This window comes from Nocardioides sp. NPDC054178, assembly GCF_055585005.1.
Window position 1 is genome coordinate 457,856 of sequence record NZ_JBVJKY010000004.1, and the last position, 20,896, is coordinate 478,751.

A 20,896-nucleotide genomic window follows, 5' to 3' on the forward strand; every position below is an offset into this window, starting at 1 on the left:
TCCAGCCAGCTGATGACCAGACGGTCGTTCGTCGACCTGCCCGGCGGCACCTTCACGATGGGCTCAGACGACCACTATCCGGAGGAGGCCCCGACCCACCGCGTGCGGGTCGGGGCGTTCTCCATCGACGCGCACCAGGTCACCAACGAGCAGTTCGCGAGATTCGTGCGCAAGACCCGCTACGTCACCGTCGCCGAGCGACCCGTCGACCCGGCCGACTTCCCCGACGCGCCGCCGGAGAACCTCCAGCCGGGCTCGCTCGTCTTCACCCCGACCCCCGGGCCGGTCGACCTGCGGCACGTCAGCCAGTGGTGGACCTGGACACCGGGGGCGTGCTGGTCGGCGCCGGAGGGGCCGGGCAGCTCGGTCAAGCGCCGGCCCGACCACCCGGTCGTCCACATCGCGCTGGAGGATGCCGAGGCGTACGCCACCTGGGCCGGGGCCGCCCTGCCCACCGAGGCCGAGTGGGAGTACGCCGCGCGCGGCGGGCTCGAGGGAGCCGCCTTCACCTGGGGCGACGAGCCGCGCCCGGAGGGCCGGATCATGGCCAACACCTGGGACGGACCCGACTTCCCGTGGCGGCACACTCGCGAGAGCGGCTTCTCCCGGACCTCGCCGGTCGGCAGCTTCCCGGCCAACGGCTTCGGGCTCTTCGACATGGCCGGCAACGTGTGGGAGTGGACCAGCGACTGGTGGACCGACCGGCACCCCGACGAGGTGGCGAAGCCGTGCTGCGTGCCCGTCGACCCGCGCGGTGGTGAGGCCGAGCAGAGCTTCGACCCTGCGCAGCCCCAGTTCCGGATCGCCCGCAAGGTCGTCAAGGGCGGCTCGCACCTGTGCGCCGACACCTACTGCCTGCGCTACCGGCCCGCGGCACGCCGTCCGCAGATGGTCGACACCGGAACCAGCCACATGGGCTTCCGATGCGTACGCCGCCCCGGGACCCACGATCAGAAGGAGACACCGTGACCGAGCAGCTGCTGCCCTCCTGGAATCCGGGAGCGACCCGCGACGCCGTCGTGGCCTTCCTCGACGCCGCCGAGGAGGTGCCGGTCCCCGACCGGGTGGCGTGCTTCGACAACGACGGCACCCTGTGGTGCGAGCGGCCGTCCTACGTCCAGCTCGACTTCTTCCTCGACGCGCTGCGCACCAGCGTGGCGGCCGACCCGTCGGTGAAGGAGCAGGCGGAGTTCGCGGCGCTGCTCTCGGGCGACCAGCAGGCGATCGGCGACATCGGGCTGGAGCGGATCGCGATGGCTCTCACCGGCCTCTTCACGGGCCTCTCGCCCCAGGACTTCACCGCGCGGACCCGCGAGTTCATGGCCCGCGCCGACCACCCGACCCTCGGTCGGCCGCACCGCACCTGCACCTACGTACCGATGCTCGAGCTCATCGCCGAGCTGCGGCGCCGCGACTTCGCGGTGAGCGTGGTGACCGGGGGAGGGACCGAGTTCGTCCGCGCCATCAGCCAGGAGCTCTACGGAGTGCCGCCCGAGGCGGTGGTGGGCACGCTCATCGAGTACGACTACGCCCCCGACCCGCCGCGGCTGAGCCGGTCGGGGCGCCTGGTCGGCGCCGCCAACGAGGGCGCGGCGAAGGTGTCGAACATCCAGACCCAGCTGGGCCGGCGCCCGATCCTCGCCGTCGGCAACTCCGGCGGCGACCGGGAGATGCTGGAGTGGGCCGTGGCGGGCGAGGGCCCGACGCTCGCGCTGCTCGTCGACCACGACGACGCCGAGCGCGAGTTCTCCTACGTCAGCACCGCGCAGACCTTCGCCGAGCCCGAGCCGATCACCGCGGTCGGTGCCCGGCTGGGCTGGACCGTGATCAGCATGGCCCGCGACTGGGCGACGGTCTTCGACTGAGCCGAAGCACGTCGAGGTCCGGTGGGTCAGTCGGGGATGGTGACGACCTCGATGACGTCGATGTCATCGGCGCGCAGCGCGTGCAGGACGCCCTGCAGCGCCTCCTGGTCGGGAACCTCGCCGGTGAGCGTGGACTCCTCATGATGCGCTTGGACGGCCAGCTGCGGGAACGCCTTCTGGAGCTCGCGGGAGAGCTCACCGTTCACCCTGATCAGGACCCTTGTCATGGTCTTCCTCGACTGCTCACGTACGGCACGCTACGAACCGCACCGGCACGGTGGTTCACCGAATTCGGGTGATGCTGGACGCCGGCCGTGCCGGAATCGTCGGCGACGAACGAAGTCGACGACAGCAAGGACCAGACATGGCGACCCTGACGGTATGGAAGTACGACACGACCGAAGGCGCAGACCAGGCTGTGAAGAACCTCGAGGACCTCGTCAAGCAGGGCCTCATCGTCCTCGATGACGCCGCCACCGTGCACTGGGAGGTCGGCAAGAAGAAGCCGAAGACCCACCAGCTGACCAGCACCAAGGCCATGGGGGCGATGAGCGGCACCTTCTGGGGCATGCTCTTCGGACTCATCTTCTTCGTGCCGCTGCTGGGAGCGGCGGTCGGTGCCGCGACCGGCGTCCTGACCGGGTCGCTGACCGACGTCGGCATCGACGACGCGTTCATCAACAAGGTCCGCGACCAGGTCACTCCCGGCACCTCGGCGCTGTTCCTGATGACCTCCGACGCGGTCATCGACAAGGTGCACGAGGCCATGAAGGGCCACGAGGGCGAGCTGATCTTCACCAACCTCAGCAGTGAGCAGGAGGCGGCACTGCGCGAGGTCTTCGCCGAGTGACGTCATGGCGAGCCTGACCGCGTGGGTCTACGACCGGATCATGGGCGCCACCGACGCCGAGGTCTGGCTCCAGGACCTGCAGGAGCGTGGTGCGCTCACCGTGCACGATGCCATCACGCTCACCTGGTTCCCGGGAGCGGAGGAGCCGCAGATCGGTCACCTTCGCCACCGTACGACGAGCGCCGCAGCCAAGGGCTCGTTGCTCGGTGGCCTTCTCGGGATCCTCGTGTTCAACCCGGTCGCGGGCGCCGTTGTGGGGGCGGCGTCCGCGGCCGCGGTTCAACGCCTGCGGAAGGCCGGCATCGGTGACGAGCTGCTCACCCAGATCGCCGGCCACCTCGGGCCCGGAAAGTCCGCCCTCGTGGTGCTGAGCAGCGACGCGGACCCGGACGCGGTCGCCGCGGCCATGAAGCACGGAAACCCCACCCTCGTCTACGCCGAGCTGGACGACGAGGTCGCCGAGGAGCTCAAGAAGATCCTCCGCACCGAGACCCCTGAGACCACGGAACCGACTGACGACGGAGACTGATCATGGCGATGAACCAACCTCCCACGCGACGCCTGCAGCCCACGGTCAACGCCGGCCGGCTCTGGGCGGGCGGTGCCGCCGCCGCGGTCGTGGCCGCGCTGCTCGCGGTCGCCGGCATCGTGATCGCCCGCGGGATCTTCGACGTACCCATCCTCGCCCCCGAAGGCGACGGGGTCTGGGGCAACGCCTCGACCTGGTGGTACGCCTTCTGGGCAGCGGTCGCCGGCTTGCTGGCCACGGCCGTCGCCCATGTGCTCCTGCTGACCACCCCGCAGCCCCGCACGTTCTTCGGGTGGATCATCGGCCTGGCCACCGTCATCGCGGCGCTGTGGCCCTTCACGTCCGACGCGGGTCTGGACACCAAGCTCGTCACGATGCTGATCAACCTGGTGATCGGGATCGCCATCGGCTCGCTGGTATCGACCGTCGCGCGGAGCGCGGTCGTCCCCGAGGTCCGGTGAGGCGCGGTCAGATCAGTCCGCGCTCGCGTGCCTCATGCACCGCTTCCGAGCGTGTGTTCACCCCGAGCTTCTGGTAGATCGAGCGTACGTGCGTCTTCACGGTGTTCTCACTGACCCCTTCCGCCGCCGCGATCTCAGGGATCGTCAGGCGCGAGGGGAGGTCGTGGAGCACGTCGATCTCGCGTGCGCTCAGCAGCGTGCCGATGGACCCGATCTTGCGCTCGTCCTGCCGTGGATGCCCGGCGAGCAGGGCCGTGACGAAGTCCTCGGCGGGCCCGAACCGTGAGCGGTTCCTCGAGAGCAGCGGCGCCAGGTGCGGCCCCAGGTCAATGAACGGCCGGCGGAAGTTGTTGGGCACCGCCCACTCGAGCGCCTTGCGAAGTGCGTCGAACGCGCGGACATCATTGCCGAGGGAGGCCTCCAGGGCCGCGGTCAGCACCTGCGCGCGGACGACGGCCGTCGGTGCGTGTGCCGGGAGGGTCCCGTCGAGCACGGGCTCGAGCCCGGCCAGCGCCTCGCGGGTCCGCCCGGCGGCGGCGAGGATCTGTGCGTCCGGGATCGCGCACTCGGCGCTGCCCGGCAGGTGAGCGCGGACCTGGGCCGCCGTCTCCGCGGCCCAGTCCTCGTTGCCGATGGCGAGGGCCAGCCTGACCCCCTGGGACGTGGCGGCGCTGAGCCCGGCCGGCGAGAGATGCTCGGCGGCGTCGGTCCGCCAGATCCGCCGGAACGTCTCGGCGGCTTCGACCCGCTCCTTCCCTGTCGTGGCCTCGAAGGTCGCCAGGGCGTGCATGCCCCGTACGCCGAGCTCGACCTCGGTGTTGGTCACTCCGTCCAGCGCGCCCATGCCGAGCTCGGCGTAGCGCAGCTGTCCTTGGCAGTCTCCGGTCTGGAAGGCGGTCCAGGCGGCCACGAGGTAGGAGTAGGCCAGGCGCGGGGAGTCTCGCCAGCCGTGCTGCGTGGCGAACGCGATGGCCTGGCCGGACCAGTCGAGGGCGGCGTTGAAGTCACACCTGGCGCCGGTCATCCCGGACAGCTGGGACATGGTCTCGAGCACCACCAGGTCGTAGCGACGGCTTCTGGCCAGGACGAGCGAGCGCTCGAGGTCGTCGATGGCTCCGAGATAGTCGCCGGTGCGCATCCGGGCGGGTCCGCGCTGGGTGAGGACGGCCAGGTCGACGTCGATGTCGCCCGTCAGGTCGACATCGAGGATCGCGCTGTCCTGCAGGGCCGCGACGACGTCGCCCCCGGCGAGGGCCCGCTGGACGACGGCCGCGGCGAGCATCGCGGCGGCCGTCGGGTCCGACGGTGGTTCGTCGGCCGGCAGCGCGCCGAGCGCGTCGTCGGCCGCAGGATGGTCGTTGACATCCAGGGCCGCCAGGGCCGAGATGATCGCGACCCGCTGGTCGGTGACGATCCCGTCGCGGGACGCGATGGCCTCGCGGACGAGGTCGCCGCGGCCGGCCAGGACCATGGGGAGGCCGTTCGCGCGAAGCAGGGCGTCGAGCAGGTCCTGATCTCCGCTGCGAGCCGCATGTCGCAGCGCGGTCCCGGCATCGCCGTGCGCGTCGAGCCAGACCGCGGTGGCCCGGTGCTGGCGTGCCGGGGCCTCGACGTCGCGACGGGCGAGAGCGCCGAGCAGGCAGCTGCGCAGCAGGGCGTGGTAGCGGTACCACGCCGAGTCGCCCGACTGGCTCACGAGCGCGTTCGCCCGGCACAGCCGGTCGAGCAGGGCGCCGGCGTCGGCTCTGCCGGAGAGGTGGGCAGCCAGGTCGATCGACAGATGGTGGGGTGCGCAGGTCGCGTAGAGGAACTCGACGAGCTCCGGGTCGAGCCGGTGGACGACCTCGGTCAGGACGTACTCGATCACCGCGCGGAGATCGCCGTCGAAGGTCGAGACGACCTCGGCGGGGTCGTCGCCACCGACCCTGGCCGCGACCGCCGCCATGCGCAGGGCGGCGGCCCAGCCCTCGGTCAGGCCGACGAGATGGGAGATCGCATCGGCCGTCATCGGCAGGTCGCTCGCCGCGAACAGCTCCAGTGCCTCGACGTCGGTGAAGGCGAGGTCCTTGCCGCGTACGTCCGAGAGCGACCCGTCGAGTCGCAGCCGGTGCAGCGCGAGCGACGGCTCGGACCGGCACGCCATCACCAGGCCCACCTCGGGTGGCAGCTCGGCGAGCAGGATGTCGAGCCCGCGCAGCACCTCGTCGTCGTGGAGCAGGTGGACGTCGTCCAGCACGATCCACCGCACACCGGCCAGCTGGAGAGCCTCGACGACCTTGGTGACGAACCTCGGCTCGGTGCCCTGCGAGGGCGGACTCAGCTCCTCGAGCTGCTCGCTCCTCTCGGGCGATCCGGCCAGGACGAGGGCCTCGATCAGGGCGGACCAGAACTCGTGCGGCCGGTCGTCCTGCTCGTGCAGCGACAGCCAGGCGACCGGTTCCCCGCGGGCCGCGGCGCGGGTGGCCCAGTCGGCCACGAGCATGCTCTTGCCGTAGCCGGCGGGGGCGCAGACGAGGGTGAGCCGGCACTGCGCGAGCGCGTCCTCGGTCAACCGGTCCCGGCTGACGAACGTCGGCTGTATCCGCGGCACACGCAGCCTTGTCGGCGCAACGTAGGCGCGGGAACCAGTGTCTAACGTTCGCAAACCGTTGTTTCTCCCATCTCCGAGATGACGTCATCCGCAATCATCCAAGCAGTGGTTCGTCGCTAAAGTAAGGAGGCAAAGGGCCCGGATACCGGGCTGGGGATAGGCCTGGCCACGTGGTCGCGCTCACCCTTAACGGGCGATACAGCCGGACAGGTCGGGCTGGACCATGGGTGCCGTGAGTCCCAGGACGCAGGGCCGGAGCGAGTCGGCCGCGAGTTGGCCGCCGGAATTCAGGGTCCTGGCGATCCTGCTGGGGGCCGCGGCGGTGGTGGTCCTCGTGGCGGGGCTCCAAGCGGCCAACAACATCCTCGGACCGGTGTTTCTCGCGATGGTCCTGACCATCGTCGTCCACCCCGCGCGGACCTGGCTCGAGCAGCGGGTCCCGTCCGGCCTCGCCACCGCCCTCTCCATCATCGCGGTCGTCGTCGGGGTCGTCGGTCTCGGCATGTGCGTGCTGCTCGCGGTGGCTCGCTTCGGCACGCTGCTGGGCACCTACGGCGATGTCGCCAAGGCCCGCGTCGAGGACCTGACCGACTGGCTCACCAAGGTCGGTATCGGCACCGACGAGGTGCTCAAGATCGTCGAGTCGTTCGACCTCTCGAACCTGCTGTCCCTGGTGTCCGGTGCCCTGGGCGGGATGTTCGGGGTGCTGTCCACGGTGGTCTTCATCCTGGCGATGTGCATGTTCATGGCCATCGACGCGACGGCCCTGCCGCGCCAGCTGGCCTCGATCGGCCGCAAGCGCCCGGATCTCGTGGCCGCCCTGTCCTCGTTCGCGGTCGGCACCCGCCACTATCTGCTCGTCTCGACGGTCTTCGGCCTGATCGTCGCAGCGCTCGACACGCTCGCCCTCTACCTGCTGGGCGTGCCCGCGCCGTTGCTGTGGGGGCTGCTCGCGTTCCTGACCAACTACATCCCGAACATCGGCTTCGTGATCGGTCTGGTGCCACCGGCGATCCTGGCGCTGCTGGACGGCGACCTCTCGCTGATGCTCGCGGTCATCGCCGTCTACTGCCTCCTGAACGTCGTGATCCAGTCGGTGATCCAGCCGAAGATCGTCGGAGAGGCGGTGGGCCTCTCGGTGACGCTGACCTTCCTGTCACTGATCTTCTGGTCCTGGATCATGGGCCCGATCGGTGCCGTCATGGCGGTCCCGTTCACCCTGTTCGTGCGCGCCCTCGCCGTGGAGTCCGACCCGGCGAGGAGCTGGCTGATGCCGCTCATCGCGGGCAGCGCGCCGCCGGATCTACTCGGGGATGGTGACGATCTCGATGACGTCGACCCCCAGGGAGCTGAGTAGGTCCAGCACGCCCTGCAGCTCCTTGGCGTCCGAGAGATCCCCGACAAGGGTGGTCGTCGCGCGCTGCGTGGCCCGGGTCAGGTGCGGGAACGTCTCGAGGACGTCGTCCGACACCGACGAGCCCACCCGGATGAGGATCCGGGTCATGAGCGCATCACGTCGATCATGTGTCCGTTCATGGTTGGCTCCAGCGGGTGACCTGGACGTTGGTCTGACCAACATAAGCGCCCCGCCGCCCGGCGCGGTCACCGGAAACGGGCGAGGGTGGGGAACCGAGCCCCGGGGAACACTGTTCCCGTGAACGTGGCTGACCTGCGGGACCGGGTGGAGGCCTGGGTCGGGCACGTCCCTCAGGTGGGGCGCCTCGCGACGGAGATCATCCGCATCGAGTTCATCGACCGGTGCATGCTGATCGCTGCCCAGGCGCTCCTGGCCATGGTGCCCATGCTGGTCGTGCTGGCCGCCTTCCTGCCCCATCTCACCGGGAACGCGCTGAACCAGGTCGCGCAGGTCACCGGAGTCGGCGACGAGGTCGTACGCCAGGTGACGGGCGAGGTCGACCTGGACCAGGTGCGGTCCGAGACCGGGGCGCTGGGCCTGGTGATCACGATCGTGTCGGCCACGTCCTTCGGCCGCGCCGTGCAGCGGATGCTCGAGCGGGTCTGGGAGCAGGAGCACGTCGGAGGCGTCCGGGGAGCCCGGCGCTGCCTGTTCTGGGTCGTGGCGTGGCTGGGCTGTCTGATGGTGGCCAATGCGATCGTCGAGCTGCTCACCGACCCGGGCAACCCGCTCCGGCCGGTGCTCCAGATGCTGGGCGCGAGCGCCATCTGGTGGGGGAGCAGCTGGCTGCTGCTGTTCGGACGCGCCCGAGGTTGGCTGCTGCTCCCGGGAGCGGTGCTGACCGGCGTCGTGCAGGTCCTCTACAGCCGCGGCTCGGCCTGGTTGATGCCTGCCTACGTCGAGTCGAACGCCGAGCAGTTCGGCATGCTGGGCGTGATCCTCTCCCTCTCGACCTGGCTGATCGGCTTCGGTGGCATCGTCGTCGGCGGGGCGCTGCTCGGCCGGCTGCTCGTCGAGGATCCGGTCGCCGTCCAGGCCGCGCGACTGGTGCGTTCACTTCTCACCCGGAGCAGGTGAAGACGGCGGGCGACCGGCTGCGCTGAGGTCGGGCCATGTGGGAAGCAATCGGCGAGTCCCTCCCGATCGCACTGGGCGTGCTCGTCAGCCCGATGCCGATCGTCGCGCTCGTCCTCATGCTGGTCAGCCGCCGCGCCGGCTCGAACGGGGCGGCCTTCGTCGCCGGGTGGATGGCCGGCATCTTCGTGCTCGGCACCCTCGTCGCGCTGCTCGTCGGCGCGGCCGGGTCCGGCGACGCGGACACCCCGACCTGGGCGGCCCTGCTCAAGATCGTCCTCGGCTCCCTTCTCCTCCTGCTCGCCGTACGCAGCTGGCAGGCCCGGCCGGGGGAGGGGGAGTCGGCGCCGACGCCGAAGTGGATGGCGGCGCTGGACGAGTTCAACGCGGTCAAGGCCTTCGGCACCGGCGTACTCCTGGGGTCGGTGAACCCCAAGAACCTGCTGCTCGTCGTCTCGGCGGGCAGCACGATCGCGACGGCGACCTCGGTGAACGGTGAGCGGATCGGGGCGATGGTCGTCTTCACCGTCGTCGCGAGCCTGGGCGTGCTGGTGCCCTACGGCATCTACCTGGCGACCGGTGAGCGCGCCGCCCAGCTGCTGGAGGGCATGAAGACCTGGATGATCGCGAACAACGCGGTCATCATGACGGTTCTCCTCGGAGTGCTCGGGTTCAAGATGGTCGGCGATGGAATGGGGTCGTTCTGATGCAAGAGTCAACCTGGATCGCCGGCCTGATCAGCGCCGCGTTCGTGGTCGCTCACGTCGTCGTGTGTGTGGTGGCGCTGGGGGTGATCCCCGGCCGCCGGAAGCCGTCGACGGGCCTGGCCTGGCTGTTCCTCATCCTGGCGGTACCGGCGTTCGGCCTGCTCGCCTTCCTGCTCTTCGGGAGCACCAGCGTCGGGCGCAAGCGCCGTGAGTGGCAGCGGCAGGTCAACGAGCGGATCAGCGCCGAGCTGGGGTCCGACCCGGCGGCCCTGGCGGCGCCTTCTGGTCCCTCGGCGGGCGCCGTACGGCTCAACGAGCACCTGGGATCCCTGCCGCTGACCCGGGACAACCGGGTCGAGGTCCATCCCGACTACGCACGGACGTTCGTGGCGATGACCGAGGCCGTACGCCGCGCCCGGTGGTTCGTGCACGTCGAGTTCTACATCTCCGCCTGGGACGAGGACACCGGCGACTTCTTCGACGCGCTGGTCGAGGCGGTCGGGCGTGGGGTGGAGGTGCGCTTCCTCTTCGACCACCTCGGCTCACGCGGCATCCCGGGCTACCAGGACATGCTGTCGCGGCTCGAGGAGTCGGGCATCAAGTGGGCCCCGATGCTGCCGATCCGGCCGCTCTCCGGCGAGCTCCGCCGCCCCGACCTGCGCAACCATCGCAAGATCCTCGTCGTCGACGGGACCGTGGCGTTCGCGGGGTCCCAGAACCTCATCGAGCCCGGATACGACAAGCCGAAGAACCATCGCGCCGGTCGGAAGTGGGTCGACCTGATGATCCGGGTCGAGGGGCCCGCGGTGCGCGACCTGGCGATCGTCTTCGCCACGGACTGGTACGCCGAGACCTCCGAGAGCATCCGGGACCTGCTCTCCCCACGCGCGCCGCGGGACGCGGAGCCGACGGAGCGCGCCGCCGAGAACGTGGCGTGCCAGGTCGTGCCGAGCGGTCCCGGTTTCGTGACCGAGAACAACCTGCGTCTGTTCAACACTTTGATCTACGGCGCGCAGTCGCGGATCTGCCTGGTCAGTCCCTACTTCGTGCCGGACGAGTCGCTCCTCTACGCCGTCACGACCGCAGCCCAGCGGGGCGTCGAGGTCGAGCTGTTCGTGAACGAGGGCGCCGACCAGTTCATGGTCTTCCACGCGCAGCGCTCCTACTACGCCGACCTCCTCGACGCCGGTGTCCGGATCCGGCTCTATCCGGCGCCCTTCGTCCTCCACACCAAGTTCTTCACGGTCGACGACAGGGTCGCCGTCGTCGGCTCCTCGAACATGGACTACCGCTCCTTCGCGCTCAACTACGAGGTCATCGTGCTGCTCGAGAGCGAGCAGGTGGTCGCCGACCTGCAGACGGTGCTCGAGGACTATCGGGAGAGGTCGAGCGAGCTCAGTGCCGAGGAGTGGGCGCGGCGCGGGCGCGGAGCGGCGTACGTCGACAACGTCATGCGCCTGACGTCGGCTCTCCAGTAGCCGCCGCGAGGGCGGCCTCGACGGTCGGGTAGACCGTCGGCTCACCCTCCTCGGCGGCCTCGGACAGGACGTCGCGCACCTGACCCACGCCCCCGGCGAGCGCCAGGTCGGCGCCCAGGCGGTGCAGATCGGCACGCAGCTGGGTCAGCATGGCGGTGGCGGTGACGTCGATCGAGGGCGTCGCCCGGCCGTCGAGCACGACCAGCCGGAGGTCCGGCACGTCCGTGGCGAGCTCCCGGACCCGGTCGCGTACGTAGTCGGCGTTCACGAACAGCAGGGGCGCCTCGACCCGGACCACCAGGACACCCGGGATCCCCGCGTACGCCGGGTTGCGGCTCTGGTCCACCCACAGCCCCGGGTGCGGCGACGCGCCGTCACCTTCGGTCCCGTCGACGGGAGCCAGCGGGGCGATGTGCGGCCGCGAGGTCCGCGCGATGAGCAGGATGACCGAGGCGACGATGCCGATCACGAGACCGGGAAGGGTGTCGAAGAGGAGCACGCCGAGCAGCGCCACGACGGCGCCGACGAAGTCGGCGCGCGCGCTGATCTGGTAGATCTTGGTGACCTGTCCGCTCCGGACCCGCCACAGCCGGCGCAGCGCGGAGATGTCGACGAGCTCGACCACCGCGGCGATCACGATCGCCGCGAGCGTGGCCTCGGGAAGGTCGGCGAAGAGACTGGTCATGAACAGCAGGGTGAGCAGCGTCAGCACGGCGGCGGTGACCGCCGAGAGCTGCGACTTCGCCCCGGCCGAGCCGTTGACGGCGGTCTTGGACAGCGAGCCGTTGACCACCATGCCGCTGGCCAGGCCGGCGCCCAGGTTGGAGACGCCCAGGCCGAGCAGCTCGCGGTTCGGGTCGATGTCGTAGCCGCTCTTGGCGGCGTACGTCTTCGCCGCGCCCAGGCCCTCGGCGAACCCGACGAGCATCACGCCGACGGCGGCCGCGAGGAGGTCGCGGAACTCGGATCCCGACACGTCCGGGAGCCCGATGGTGGGCAGGCCGGCGTCGATGTGGCCGACGATGGCGAGCCCGTGCCCTTCGAGGTCGAGCAGCGCGGTGAGCCCGATGCAGACCAGCGCCACGATCAAGGAGGCGGGCAGGAGCGGAACCAGCCGCCGCAGAACGAGCAGCACGGCGAGGCTGCCCACCCCGATGGCGATGGTCAGGGCATCGACGTCACCGAGGTGGCGCAGCAGGTCCCAGGCCTTCTCGAAGAAGTTGCCCGAGCCCTTCTCGACGCCCACCAGCGAGGGCAGCTGCCCGATGATGATCGTCAGGGCGAGCCCGATGATGAAGCCTCGCAGGACCGGCTCGCTGATGAACGCGGCCAGGAACCCCAGGCGCAGCAGGCCGGCGATCAGAGCGACGATCCCCGTCGCGATAGCCAGCCCGACGGTGAGCGCGACGACGTCGGCCCCACCGGAGGCGAACGATGCCACGACACCGGCCGAGAGCGCTGCGGTGGCCGACATCGGCGCGACGATCAGATGGCGCGAGGAGCCGAACAGGCAGTAGAGCACCAGGGCGGGCATGGCCGCGTAGAGACCCACGACCGGTGGGACCCCGGCGATCGTCGCGTACGCCAACGACTCCGGCACGAGCACGGCCCATACGGTGAGCCCGGCGAGGACGTCGGATCTGATCCACGACGGCGAGTAGCCGGCGAACGACGGAGCGAGAAGTCTGGCCACGATCGATCAGGCTGCTACGCCGGCGCCGTTCCAGGGTCGCCCGGAAGGGGTGAGCCTCGGGTCACCCGTCCCGGGGGAGGCAGATGCGGGCCGGCTTCCCGCAGGATCCGTTGACGGCGTCGGCCCGAGCCCCGTACGCCTTCCTCCTCCCTGCATTGGAGCGCCGGTGGCCAAGGGCGACATGGATCCCGACCCGGACGGCCGTACGCCGCTGCGCAGGCTCTATGCGGGATCGCTGCGTCGCACCCAGGCCCGTGCGGAGCGGGTGCTGCGCCGGGAGGTCCAGGAGATCACCCCGCGCAAGCGCCACTGGCGCCGCGACCTCGTCGCCGGGCTGCCCGGGGCCATCGCCAGCGTGCCGGACGGGATGGCGTCCAGCGTGCTCGCCGGGGTCAACCCGACCCACGGGCTCTACGCCTCCTTCGCCGGCCCCATCGCCGGCGGCCTGAGCTCCTCGACCCGGATGATGGTGGTCACGACCACCAGCGCCTCGGCGCTGGCCGCCGGCTCGGTGCTGGCCGCTCACGATGCCGATGACCGGTCGGCGGCGATGCTGCTGCTGACGATCCTCGCCGGCGGGGTGATGCTCCTGGCCGCGCTGTTCAGGCTGAGCCGCTACATCAGGTTCGTGTCCTACTCGGTGATGCTCGGCTTCCTCACCGGGGTCTCGGTCAACATGGTGCTCGGCCAGCTCCCCGACATCGCCGGCGTCGACGCCGAGGGGCCCTTCGCGGCAGCCAAGGCATGGGACCTCCTCACGCGGCTCGGTGAGAGCAGCCTGCCCACCGTCGCGACCGGGCTGGGAGCGCTGCTCCTGCTGCTGGTGCTGGCTCCGACCCGGCTGGCGGTGGCCTCGCCACTCGTCGCGCTCGTCGTGCCGACGCTCACCGTCCTGGTCACCGGGGCCGACGTCGTCAGCGTGGAGGACTCCGGCAAGATCCCGCAGGGGCTTCCCCTCCCGCACCTTCCCGACCTGAGCCTGATCGACCTGGACATGGTCACCGGAGCCTTCGCCATCGCCGCGCTCGTGCTCATCCAGGGGGCCGGGGTCGCGGAGGCCGTCCCGAACCTCGACGGCAGCAGGTCCTCGATGCGCCGGGACTTCACCGCCCAAGGTCTCGCCAACGTCGCCTCCGGACTCTTCGGCGGCCAGCCGGTCGGTGGGTCCGTGGGGCAGACGGCCCTCAACGCGACGGCCGGAGCGGCCTCCCGGTGGGGAGCGATCTGGACGGGCATCTGGATGGCGGTGATCCTCGTGCTGCTCTCGGGGATCGTCGGCAAGGTCGCGATGCCGACCCTCGCCGCCGTGCTCATCTACGCCGGTGCGGCATCCATCCATCCGCGTGAGGTGGTGAGCGTCGCGCGGACCGGGGTCATCCCGGCCGTCGCGATGACGGCGACCTTCGTCGCCGTCCTGCTGCTGCCCGTCGCCCAGGCGGTCGGCATCGGGGTGGTCGCCTCGCTCCTGCTGCAGCTGCGGCAGGACTCCCTCGATCTCAGGCTCGTACGCATCGAGCGGGACCGCGAGGGGCGCCTGGTCGAGAGGCCGGTGCCACCGGTGCTGACGCGCGGTGACCTGGTCGTGCTCGAGGCGTACGGCTCGCTGTTCTATGCCGGGGCGCGGACGCTGCAGCGTCGGCTGCCGCTGCCTCCCGACGAGGCCGAGCCGGAGCCGGGCGAGTCGCCGGAGGCCGTCACCGCGGTGGTGCTGCGGCTGCGGGGGCGGACGACGCTGGGGGCCACGTTCCTGAAGGTCGTGGGGGACTACGCCCGGGATCTGGAGGCTGCCGGCGGACGGCTGTACCTCTCGGGCGTCGACCCGGATCTGGTCGAGCGCTGGTCGGCGGACGGCACCCTTCGACGGCTCAGCGGAGTCCACATCGAGCCGGCCACCGAGATCCTGGGCGAGTCCACGCACGCCGCGGTGGTCTCCTCGCGGGAGTCGCCGCTCGAACCGCCCGAACCGCCGCGGTGACCGGTCCCAAGGTCACCCGATGTGGGTGATCAGCGAGCGCAGATCGCGTCCTAGCGTCGGAGGTGTCCTGCCGCCCGGCAGGCGTGCGATATGTGGGAGGCGCGATGGACCGCGGCCCGGTCGAGATTCTGTTTCTTTCGATGCCGGAGGACGTCGGGCTCGGCGACCTCGCGGCAGTGCTGCAGCCATCGGTCGAGGCCGGAGTGATCCGGATCATCGACTGCGTGCTGATGGCCAAAGACTCCGGCGGCAGCTTCCGGGCCCTCGACCTGGAGGACGCGGAGGGTCTGCCTCCAGAGCTGTCGGGGCTCCAGATCGACGCCAACGACCTGCTCAGCGACACCGACATCGAGCTGTTCGCCACCGCCCTCGAGCCCGGCCGGGCCGGTCTCGCGGTCGTCTACGAGCAGGTCTGGGCGCGGGAGGCGGTCAGTCAGATCCGGAGCGTCGGCGCCGAGGTCGAGCTGTTCCTGCGCGTACCGCCCGAGGACGTCGACGTCGCCTTCGCGTCCGTCGCTCGCTAGAGAGGAGACACACCATGCTCGCCAGACGCGTCGGACGGCCCGGACTCATCGGTGCCGCCGCACGGACGGCCGTCATCGCCGGAACGGCAACGGCCACATCGAACGCTGTCAACCGCCGGCAGGCGGCCAGGGCCCAGCAACGGGCGGAGGCACAGGCCTACGAGCAACAGCAGTACGCCCCGCCCCCGGCCGCTCCGCCGCCGGCCGCCCCGCCCCCGGCGGCACCGCCGCCGGCCGCTCCCGCCGCACCGGCCGAGAGCGACCTGATCGGGCAGCTGGCCAGGCTGGGGGAGCTGCACAGCCAGGGGATCCTCGACGACGCGGAGTTCGCAGCCGCCAAACAGAAACTGCTCGGCTGAGGGATGCCGGGGGCGGGGGAGGACATGACGACCGGAACTCTGACCGTGTGGAGGTTCGACACTCCCGAAGGCGCCGAGGAGACCCTGCACGCGCTGGAGGGGCTGGCTCTCGAGGGTCTCATCGACCTCCAGGACGCTGCGGCGCTCTCCTGGCCGCCCGGCACCATGAAGCTGCGAACGAGTCAGCTGCACCCCTCCGCGGACGCGGAGGGGACGGAGCTGGGTGGGTCCTTCTGGGGGCTCCTGCTCGGCTTCATCTTCTTCGTGCCACTGCTCGGTGCGGCGCTGGGCACCGCGACCGGGCTGCACTCGGACGCGCTGAGCGCCGTCGGCATCGACGACGGCTTCATCAACAGGGTGCGCGATCGCGTCACCCCAGGCACCTCGGCCCTGTTCGTGCTGACCACGGACGGGGTCGTCGACACGGTCAGGGATGCGCTGGGCGGCCGGCTGCCGTCCGATCCGATCTTCACCGACCTGAGCGACGGCCAGGAAGCTGCGCTGCGACGCGCCTTCGGCGCAGGAGATTCGCCCGTTGCGGGTGAGTCAGCCGGGGCCGCGGCGGCCTAGCTTCTGGCTCATCCAACGAAGCGGTCGACGAGAAACCGCTCACGACCACAGGGAGTACCCCATCATGAGCACCACCACACCACGAGGCGGCCACGACGCACCCGTCAAGACCGCCTTCGCCTTCTCCGGCGCCATCTTCGCAGGCACCATCCTCACGACGGTCGGCATCTTCCAGATCCTCTCCGGCATCGCCGGCGTGGCCGAGGACAAGGTCTACGTCAAGGGCATCGACTACGTCTACCAGTTCGACCTCACCACCTGGGGCTGGATCCACATCGTGCTGGGGGCGATCGCGATAGCCGTCGGCATCGGCCTGCTCCTCGGGCAGACGTGGGCCCGCATCTCCGGCATCGTGATCGCGGTCATCGGCTCGATCTCCGCGTTCGCCTTCATGCCCTACTACCCGTTCTGGGCGCTCGCGATGCTGGCGCTCTACATCTTCGTCATCTGGTCGCTCGCGCAGCTGATGTCGAGCCGGGCCGAGTTCTGAGATGACGAGCTCCGACATCCCGGGCTCGGACTTTCCCCGTCCTGACATCCCTCGGCCTGATGCCTCCGCGCCCGACGCCTCCGGACCCGACGCACCGGGCCCGTACGCACAGAGCGCGGGGGCCCAGCCGGACGCGCCGAAGGTGGGCTCCGGGTCCGTGTTCGAGGGCCTCGGTGACTACTGGGGCCTGGTCCTGGCCTACGGCCTGCTCACCACGGCGCTCGGAGTCGTCCTGGCCGTCTGGCCGAAGCAGACGCTCGTCGTCCTCGCGGTGATCGTGGCGATCCAGATCATCGCGTCCGGTCTGATCCGCCTCATCGCCGCGGTGGCGGGCAGATCCATGGACGGCGGTCTGCGAGCCGTCGTGGGCTTCTCGGGTGCGCTGGCGATCGTCGTCGGCCTGCTCTTCCTGCGTGACCCGGTGCAGACGCTGCTCATCGTCACGATCCTGCTCGGAGTGTGGTGGGTCATCGGAGGCATCGTCGACATCATCGGCGCCATCCTCCGGCCGGCCCCGGGGCGACGTACGTGGGACATCATCGCCGGGGTGATCACGGTCCTGGCCGGTGCGGTCCTCCTCATCAACCCGGCGGTGTCGCTGGGGGCGCTCCTCGTGGTCTCCTGCATCTGGCTGATCGCCGTCGGCATCATCGCGATCGTGATGTCCTTCCGCCTCCGAGCCGAGGCGCGGGGCTGACCTTCCGCGAGGATCCGGGACCCGAACCGACATCGGGCTCGGCCGCCGAGTCCCAGGGCGGCCGAGCCCGATGCGGTCAGATGAGGTTCAGGCTCCGCGCCACCGCCAGCGCCTGACTGCGCCGCGAGGCCCCGAGCTTGGCGTACAGGCTGCTGACGTGGGTCTTCACCGTGTTCTCGGAGACGAAGAGCGCGGCGCTGATGTCGGCGTACGTCGATCCGCGGGCGAGCTCGCGCAGCACGTCCCGCTCCCGGGCGCTCAGGCCGGGGAGCGGCCCGGCCGACTCGTCGACCGTCTCGCTCGGCCGGGGCGTGCCCTGGTCGAAGTAGGTCGTCAGGCTGGGAACCTCCGCGATGCCGGACGAGATCCGGCTGACCCAGTCCTGCGGCCTGAGCGTGGGGAACCGTCCCAGCATGGTCTGCACGGGCGTGCCCTGTCGTGTCCAGCCGAGGAACGGGATCGCGTTCTGGCGCACCTCGGTCTCGATCGCGACCTGCTGGAGATGCTCGGCCGCCCCGTCCGCGTCGCCCAGCTCGCTGAGCAGCTCCGCGCGGCCGACGAGCGCGATCCCGCGGGTCATCGGCTGGGACCACGTCGTCTGCTGCGCCGCGGTGTCGAAGTGGTCTGCGGCGAGCCTGCGGTTTCCGTCCAGGTCGGCGCGGAGCGCCTTGGCCAGCGCCGCCTCCCCGATCATCCCGCGCTCGGTGAGCTCGGCCTCGGCCGACTTCAACGAGCGCCGGTCGGTCGCGAGCGCCGCCAGCGCCGCCACGTTGACGAGGAGGACGACCTGCAGGTGGTCGGGCAGCCGGAAGGCTCCCGGGAGGCCCAACGGCTCGTCGAGGAGCTGGCGCGCCCGGACGACCGAGTGGCTGGACATGGTGGTGTGGGCCTCCCGGAGCCTCATCCAGAACCGGGTGCACAGGTCGGTGGGATGGACCGTCGCATCCGGGATGGGCGTCAGCTCGAGCCACGGGAGCCGCGCCGTGCGCGCCAGGGCTGCGGCCAGAGCCGTCCGGGTCCGGGTGAACTCGCTGCGAGGGCTGTGCGCGTGGTCGGGGGCGACCCGTTCGAGCAGGGTGGCGGCCTCCTCGGCGATCTCTCCGCAGGCCGCCTCGCGACCGAGCATGTATTCGGTCATCGCCAGATGGCTGGAGGCGTCGGCCGCGACCGCCGGCATGTTCCAGGTGCGGGCCAGCCCGATCGCGGCGGTGAGGCTCTGCTCCGCCTCCGGCAGCTCGCCGAGCCAGCTCTGGGTGATGCCGAGCTCGGTGAGCAGCTGCGGGAGGATGGCGGCCTCGCCGCCGGCGCCGTGTCGTCCCCGGGCCACCTCCACGGCCCTGTCGGTCGCGGCGCGCAGCGGCTCCAGGCCCAGCCGGGCCCGCATCAGCCCGACGCACGCGAGCTCCTCCGCCGAGAGCCCGGCCGGCACCGCCAGACAGCTGTCGAGCCAGTGCTCGGCCTCGGGCACGTTGCCGTCGAGCCAGTGCTCGATGGCGAGGGCGAACCAGGTCCTGGGGGTCGTCTCGACGTGCTCGACGAGGTTGCGGGCGAAGGGGCTCAGGCGCTCCCCGTCGCCGCGCATCGCCGTCCTGACGCCGTCCTCGGCGAGCACGGTCGCCATCTCCTCGTGGGCCCCGACCGCCTCGAGCCGCCGCAGCGCGCTCCGCGCCTCGCCGCGCGTCCGGTCGATCCGAACAGCACGCACGACGGTCGATCGTGCCCGGACGACGTCGACCCCTCCGGCGACCAGCCGGCGGCGTACGACCTCCGCGAGCAGCGGATGGATCCGGTAGGCCTCCTCGGTCTCGGGGACGAGCGGCACCGCGCGGGTCACCAGCAGCCCGGTGCTCTCCAGGTCGGCCAGCGTCTCCCCGGCACTCGGGTCCTGGGAGAGATGGGCGGCGGTCCTGGCGGTCACGACGTTCTCGGCCGACGTGCACAGCAGCAGGTGTCTTGCCCGCGCGGACAGCGAGGCGAACACCTCGCTCGCCACCCGGTCGCCGAGGCCGACGGTGCCGTCCTCGAACGCGGTCTCGCCGGCTCGCCCCGGAGGGCTGGCATGGACCGACCGGGCAGCGAGGACCACCGCGGCACACCAGCCCCTAGCCTGCCGGACGATGCCGTCGACGACCTGTCTGGAGTCGGTGCGGGCGTGCTCGACGATGAGTGCCTCGGCCTCGGCGTCGGTCAGCTGCAGCACGTTGCCTCGTACGATCGCGAAGTTGCCGAGCAGCTCCGGCACCAGCCGGGTGAAGGGCAGGTCCCAACGGCTGATCATCACCAGGCGCATGGAGTCGGGGTCGTCGTTGAGGCGTTCGTTGAGCATCCGGTGCGTGGCCGCGCGAAGCAGGTGGGCGTCGTCGATGACGATGCGCGGGGGAGTGCCCTCGGCTGCCTCGTCAAGCATCTCGGCGAGCTGGTCTGGCGTCATGGTGCCGTCGGCGTCGATCCAGCGCTGGGCGCGGGGAGGCTCGTCGCCGGTCTGCTGCCGCAGCCACCCGGCGACCCCCAGGGTCTTGCCGGCGCCGGCGGGGGCGATCAGCAGGGTGATCGCGGCATCGGCGGAGCGGTCGAGGTCGGCCCACAGCGATCGGCGTGGCACGTAGACCCTCGGGAGGCGGGGCCACGGCGCGCTGGCCGCGTCGTCCGCGGCCCTCGATGCCGGTATCACCGCCGTCGCCTCGCGAGGCGGGATCGGTGTGGGTTGTCCAGTCGTCGGGTCTGTAGCGGGCGCCGGCCTGCTGCGCTGCACAACCCCTCCCCTCAGTCGGAGCTCAGATGCCACGTCGGCGTCGTGCGCTCGTTGGGGGGGAGGGTGCTGATGAGCGTCACCGCGCCGTAGATGAGCCGGAATACCCGCCCGGCTATGCTGCGATGCTACTCAAAGTAAACGGCAAAAAACGCGGAAGGATCACCTATTTCGGGTGACCGGGCTCAGATCATCTTCGGGAACGAGATGAGCACGATCGTCAGGAGCAGGAATCCCGCGCCGCCGATGCAGAGCAGCGCCCACTGAGCGCTGCGGCGCCGCATGCGCTCGGAGAGGGCCGCGAAGAAGAGCACGCAGGCGAAGCCGATGGTCAAGACGGTGTAGTTGTCGCCGCGCTGGTTGTTGCGGAGCGCCTGGGTGAACTTGCGGTCGGCGGCCTCGTCCGCAGCACTTGCGCGTACGGACTCCGGGATGACGTACTCCGCCATGTCGAACGGCGTGGCGGGAGCGTCGGGATCCTTCAGCGGCCGGGCGTCGAGCCACGCCGGGAAGACCGTGGCCAGCGGCTCCGGGAATCGGGCCTGGAGGAACTCGGTCAGCTCGCTGTCGCCGATCTGGTACGCCTCGAGCCACTGCACGAACAGCGAGACCTGGACCGTCAGCTTGCGGTTGGCGGTGGACTCCAGCCGGGCGGCCTCGATCCGTTTCGTCGATGCCTGGGAGAAGGAGATCGACATCGCGCCGCTCCACTTGCTCGCCTGGAAGCCGGTCCAGGCGGTCAGGATCGCGGTCACGGACAGCAGCACGATCGCGATCAGCTCGCGCCAGTCCGTACGCGATTCGTCATGGGTCGCCGAGCTCGTCACCACCCCAGCCTGCGGGTGCGGGGGACGTCGGTGATCGCCGG

The 20,896-nt window shown here is 70.7% G+C and carries 21 protein-coding genes; 15 read left to right on the plus strand and 6 right to left on the minus strand.

Features of this window, described 5'->3' with window-relative positions:
- The first annotated feature begins 12 nt into the window (after positions 1 to 12).
- Both ACZ6WN_RS18095 and ACZ6WN_RS18100 read left to right on the plus strand, forming a co-directional pair.
- Entirely contained in the window at positions 13 to 969 is a 957-nt protein-coding gene (locus tag ACZ6WN_RS18095) for a formylglycine-generating enzyme family protein (RefSeq protein WP_465866467.1), read from the plus strand.
- The gene (locus tag ACZ6WN_RS18100) at positions 966 to 1,865 is read left to right on the plus strand and encodes an HAD family hydrolase (RefSeq protein ID WP_465866468.1); all 900 of its coding nucleotides are present in this window, start codon (positions 966 to 968) and stop codon (positions 1,863 to 1,865) included. The genes ACZ6WN_RS18095 and ACZ6WN_RS18100 overlap by 4 nt, the downstream gene beginning before the upstream one ends.
- A 26-nt stretch (positions 1,866 to 1,891) precedes the next feature.
- Here ACZ6WN_RS18100 and ACZ6WN_RS18105 read toward each other — a convergent pair whose 3' ends face one another.
- A complete protein-coding gene (locus tag ACZ6WN_RS18105) occupies positions 1,892 to 2,092 on the minus strand; it encodes a hypothetical protein (protein ID WP_465866469.1) in 201 nt (66 codons plus the stop codon).
- 137 nt (positions 2,093 to 2,229) lie between these two features.
- Here ACZ6WN_RS18105 and ACZ6WN_RS18110 point away from each other — a divergent pair, with 137 nt between their 5' ends.
- The 3 genes from ACZ6WN_RS18110 to ACZ6WN_RS18120 are packed head-to-tail and all read left to right on the plus strand — an operon-like array spanning position 2,230 to position 3,705.
- Entirely contained in the window at positions 2,230 to 2,715 is a 486-nt protein-coding gene (locus ACZ6WN_RS18110) for a DUF1269 domain-containing protein (RefSeq protein ID WP_465866470.1), read from the plus strand.
- 4 nt (positions 2,716 to 2,719) lie between these two features.
- Positions 2,720 to 3,244, plus strand: coding sequence for a DUF1269 domain-containing protein (locus ACZ6WN_RS18115; RefSeq protein WP_465866472.1), 525 nt, complete (start codon positions 2,720 to 2,722; stop codon positions 3,242 to 3,244).
- 2 nt (positions 3,245 to 3,246) lie between these two features.
- Entirely contained in the window at positions 3,247 to 3,705 is a 459-nt protein-coding gene (locus ACZ6WN_RS18120; RefSeq protein ID WP_465866473.1) for a DUF6069 family protein, read from the plus strand.
- A gap of 7 nt (positions 3,706 to 3,712) precedes the next feature.
- Here ACZ6WN_RS18120 and ACZ6WN_RS18125 read toward each other — a convergent pair whose 3' ends face one another.
- Positions 3,713 to 6,295, minus strand: coding sequence for a winged helix-turn-helix domain-containing protein (locus ACZ6WN_RS18125; protein ID WP_465866475.1), 2,583 nt, complete (start codon positions 6,293 to 6,295; stop codon positions 3,713 to 3,715).
- A 232-nt stretch (positions 6,296 to 6,527) separates the two neighbouring features.
- On the opposite strand from ACZ6WN_RS18125, the gene ACZ6WN_RS18130 reads away from it, so the two are divergent.
- The gene (locus tag ACZ6WN_RS18130) at positions 6,528 to 7,652 is read left to right on the plus strand and encodes an AI-2E family transporter (protein WP_465866476.1); all 1,125 of its coding nucleotides are present in this window, start codon (positions 6,528 to 6,530) and stop codon (positions 7,650 to 7,652) included.
- On the opposite strand, the gene ACZ6WN_RS18135 is transcribed toward ACZ6WN_RS18130, so the two are convergent.
- The gene (locus ACZ6WN_RS18135; protein WP_465866478.1) at positions 7,599 to 7,799 is read right to left on the minus strand and encodes a hypothetical protein; all 201 of its coding nucleotides are present in this window, start codon (positions 7,797 to 7,799) and stop codon (positions 7,599 to 7,601) included. The two genes, ACZ6WN_RS18130 and ACZ6WN_RS18135, sit on opposite strands and share 54 nt — an antisense overlap.
- Positions 7,800 to 7,949: 150 nt before the next feature.
- Here ACZ6WN_RS18135 and ACZ6WN_RS18140 point away from each other — a divergent pair, with 150 nt between their 5' ends.
- From ACZ6WN_RS18140 to cls, 3 genes are read left to right on the plus strand one after another with little or no spacing between them, the layout of a single operon-like run.
- Positions 7,950 to 8,789, plus strand: coding sequence for a YhjD/YihY/BrkB family envelope integrity protein (locus ACZ6WN_RS18140; RefSeq protein WP_465866480.1), 840 nt, complete (start codon positions 7,950 to 7,952; stop codon positions 8,787 to 8,789).
- 35 nt (positions 8,790 to 8,824) lie between these two features.
- Positions 8,825 to 9,493, plus strand: a complete 669-nt coding sequence (locus tag ACZ6WN_RS18145) for a GAP family protein (RefSeq protein WP_465866482.1) — start codon at positions 8,825 to 8,827, stop codon at positions 9,491 to 9,493.
- Positions 9,493 to 10,971: a cardiolipin synthase gene (gene cls, locus ACZ6WN_RS18150; protein ID WP_465866483.1), complete on the plus strand. Its 1,479-nt coding sequence runs from the start codon at positions 9,493 to 9,495 to the stop codon at positions 10,969 to 10,971. The genes ACZ6WN_RS18145 and cls overlap by 1 nt, the downstream gene beginning before the upstream one ends.
- Here the strand turns inward: cls and ACZ6WN_RS18155 are convergent.
- The gene (locus ACZ6WN_RS18155; RefSeq protein ID WP_465866485.1) at positions 10,943 to 12,664 is read right to left on the minus strand and encodes a SulP family inorganic anion transporter; all 1,722 of its coding nucleotides are present in this window, start codon (positions 12,662 to 12,664) and stop codon (positions 10,943 to 10,945) included. The two genes, cls and ACZ6WN_RS18155, sit on opposite strands and share 29 nt — an antisense overlap.
- Before the next feature lie 166 nt (positions 12,665 to 12,830).
- On the opposite strand from ACZ6WN_RS18155, the gene ACZ6WN_RS18160 reads away from it, so the two are divergent.
- The 6 genes from ACZ6WN_RS18160 (at position 12,831) to ACZ6WN_RS18185 (ending at position 17,279) form a co-directional block, all read left to right on the plus strand.
- On the plus strand, positions 12,831 to 14,639 hold the full coding sequence (locus tag ACZ6WN_RS18160; RefSeq protein WP_465866487.1) for a SulP family inorganic anion transporter: 1,809 nt from the start codon (positions 12,831 to 12,833) through the stop codon (positions 14,637 to 14,639).
- A gap of 104 nt (positions 14,640 to 14,743) precedes the next feature.
- Positions 14,744 to 15,163: a DUF6325 family protein gene (locus ACZ6WN_RS18165; protein ID WP_465866488.1), complete on the plus strand. Its 420-nt coding sequence runs from the start codon at positions 14,744 to 14,746 to the stop codon at positions 15,161 to 15,163.
- A 14-nt stretch (positions 15,164 to 15,177) separates the two neighbouring features.
- On the plus strand, positions 15,178 to 15,522 hold the full coding sequence (locus ACZ6WN_RS18170) for an SHOCT domain-containing protein (RefSeq protein ID WP_465866489.1): 345 nt from the start codon (positions 15,178 to 15,180) through the stop codon (positions 15,520 to 15,522).
- A gap of 24 nt (positions 15,523 to 15,546) precedes the next feature.
- Complete coding sequence (locus tag ACZ6WN_RS18175; RefSeq protein ID WP_465866491.1) at positions 15,547 to 16,092, plus strand: DUF1269 domain-containing protein; 546 nt, start codon at positions 15,547 to 15,549, stop codon at positions 16,090 to 16,092.
- Between the two features lie 64 nt (positions 16,093 to 16,156).
- Positions 16,157 to 16,582 carry a DUF7144 family membrane protein gene (locus ACZ6WN_RS18180; RefSeq protein WP_465866493.1) on the plus strand — a complete coding sequence of 142 codons (426 nt, stop codon included), beginning with the start codon at positions 16,157 to 16,159 and terminating at the stop codon, positions 16,580 to 16,582.
- A 1-nt stretch (position 16,583) separates the two neighbouring features.
- Complete coding sequence (locus ACZ6WN_RS18185) at positions 16,584 to 17,279, plus strand: HdeD family acid-resistance protein (RefSeq protein WP_465866495.1); 696 nt, start codon at positions 16,584 to 16,586, stop codon at positions 17,277 to 17,279.
- A gap of 76 nt (positions 17,280 to 17,355) precedes the next feature.
- Here the strand turns inward: ACZ6WN_RS18185 and ACZ6WN_RS18190 are convergent, their stop codons facing one another.
- Both ACZ6WN_RS18190 and ACZ6WN_RS18195 read right to left on the minus strand, forming a co-directional pair.
- A complete protein-coding gene (locus ACZ6WN_RS18190) occupies positions 17,356 to 19,881 on the minus strand; it encodes a helix-turn-helix transcriptional regulator (RefSeq protein ID WP_465866497.1) in 2,526 nt (841 codons plus the stop codon).
- 332 nt (positions 19,882 to 20,213) lie between these two features.
- Positions 20,214 to 20,855, minus strand: coding sequence for a hypothetical protein (locus ACZ6WN_RS18195; RefSeq protein WP_465866499.1), 642 nt, complete (start codon positions 20,853 to 20,855; stop codon positions 20,214 to 20,216).
- Between the last annotated feature and the right edge of the window lie 41 nt (positions 20,856 to 20,896).

What these genes read in the sequence shown, in the direction of transcription:
- ACZ6WN_RS18095 (WP_465866467.1), top strand. Translation starts at nt 13, where the DNA reads ATGACCAGACGGTCGTTCGTCGACCTGCCCGGCGGCACCTTCACGATG.
- ACZ6WN_RS18105 (WP_465866469.1), bottom strand. Translation starts at nt 2,092, where the DNA reads ATGACAAGGGTCCTGATCAGGGTGAACGGTGAGCTCTCCCGCGAGCTC.
- ACZ6WN_RS18110 (WP_465866470.1), top strand. Translation starts at nt 2,230, where the DNA reads ATGGCGACCCTGACGGTATGGAAGTACGACACGACCGAAGGCGCAGAC.
- ACZ6WN_RS18115 (WP_465866472.1), top strand. Translation starts at nt 2,720, where the DNA reads ATGGCGAGCCTGACCGCGTGGGTCTACGACCGGATCATGGGCGCCACC.
- ACZ6WN_RS18120 (WP_465866473.1), top strand. Translation starts at nt 3,247, where the DNA reads ATGGCGATGAACCAACCTCCCACGCGACGCCTGCAGCCCACGGTCAAC.
- ACZ6WN_RS18135 (WP_465866478.1), bottom strand. Translation starts at nt 7,799, where the DNA reads ATGACCCGGATCCTCATCCGGGTGGGCTCGTCGGTGTCGGACGACGTC.
- ACZ6WN_RS18145 (WP_465866482.1), top strand. Translation starts at nt 8,825, where the DNA reads ATGTGGGAAGCAATCGGCGAGTCCCTCCCGATCGCACTGGGCGTGCTC.
- cls (WP_465866483.1), top strand. Translation starts at nt 9,493, where the DNA reads ATGCAAGAGTCAACCTGGATCGCCGGCCTGATCAGCGCCGCGTTCGTG.
- ACZ6WN_RS18165 (WP_465866488.1), top strand. Translation starts at nt 14,744, where the DNA reads ATGGACCGCGGCCCGGTCGAGATTCTGTTTCTTTCGATGCCGGAGGAC.
- ACZ6WN_RS18170 (WP_465866489.1), top strand. Translation starts at nt 15,178, where the DNA reads ATGCTCGCCAGACGCGTCGGACGGCCCGGACTCATCGGTGCCGCCGCA.
- ACZ6WN_RS18175 (WP_465866491.1), top strand. Translation starts at nt 15,547, where the DNA reads ATGACGACCGGAACTCTGACCGTGTGGAGGTTCGACACTCCCGAAGGC.
- ACZ6WN_RS18180 (WP_465866493.1), top strand. Translation starts at nt 16,157, where the DNA reads ATGAGCACCACCACACCACGAGGCGGCCACGACGCACCCGTCAAGACC.
- ACZ6WN_RS18185 (WP_465866495.1), top strand. Translation starts at nt 16,584, where the DNA reads ATGACGAGCTCCGACATCCCGGGCTCGGACTTTCCCCGTCCTGACATC.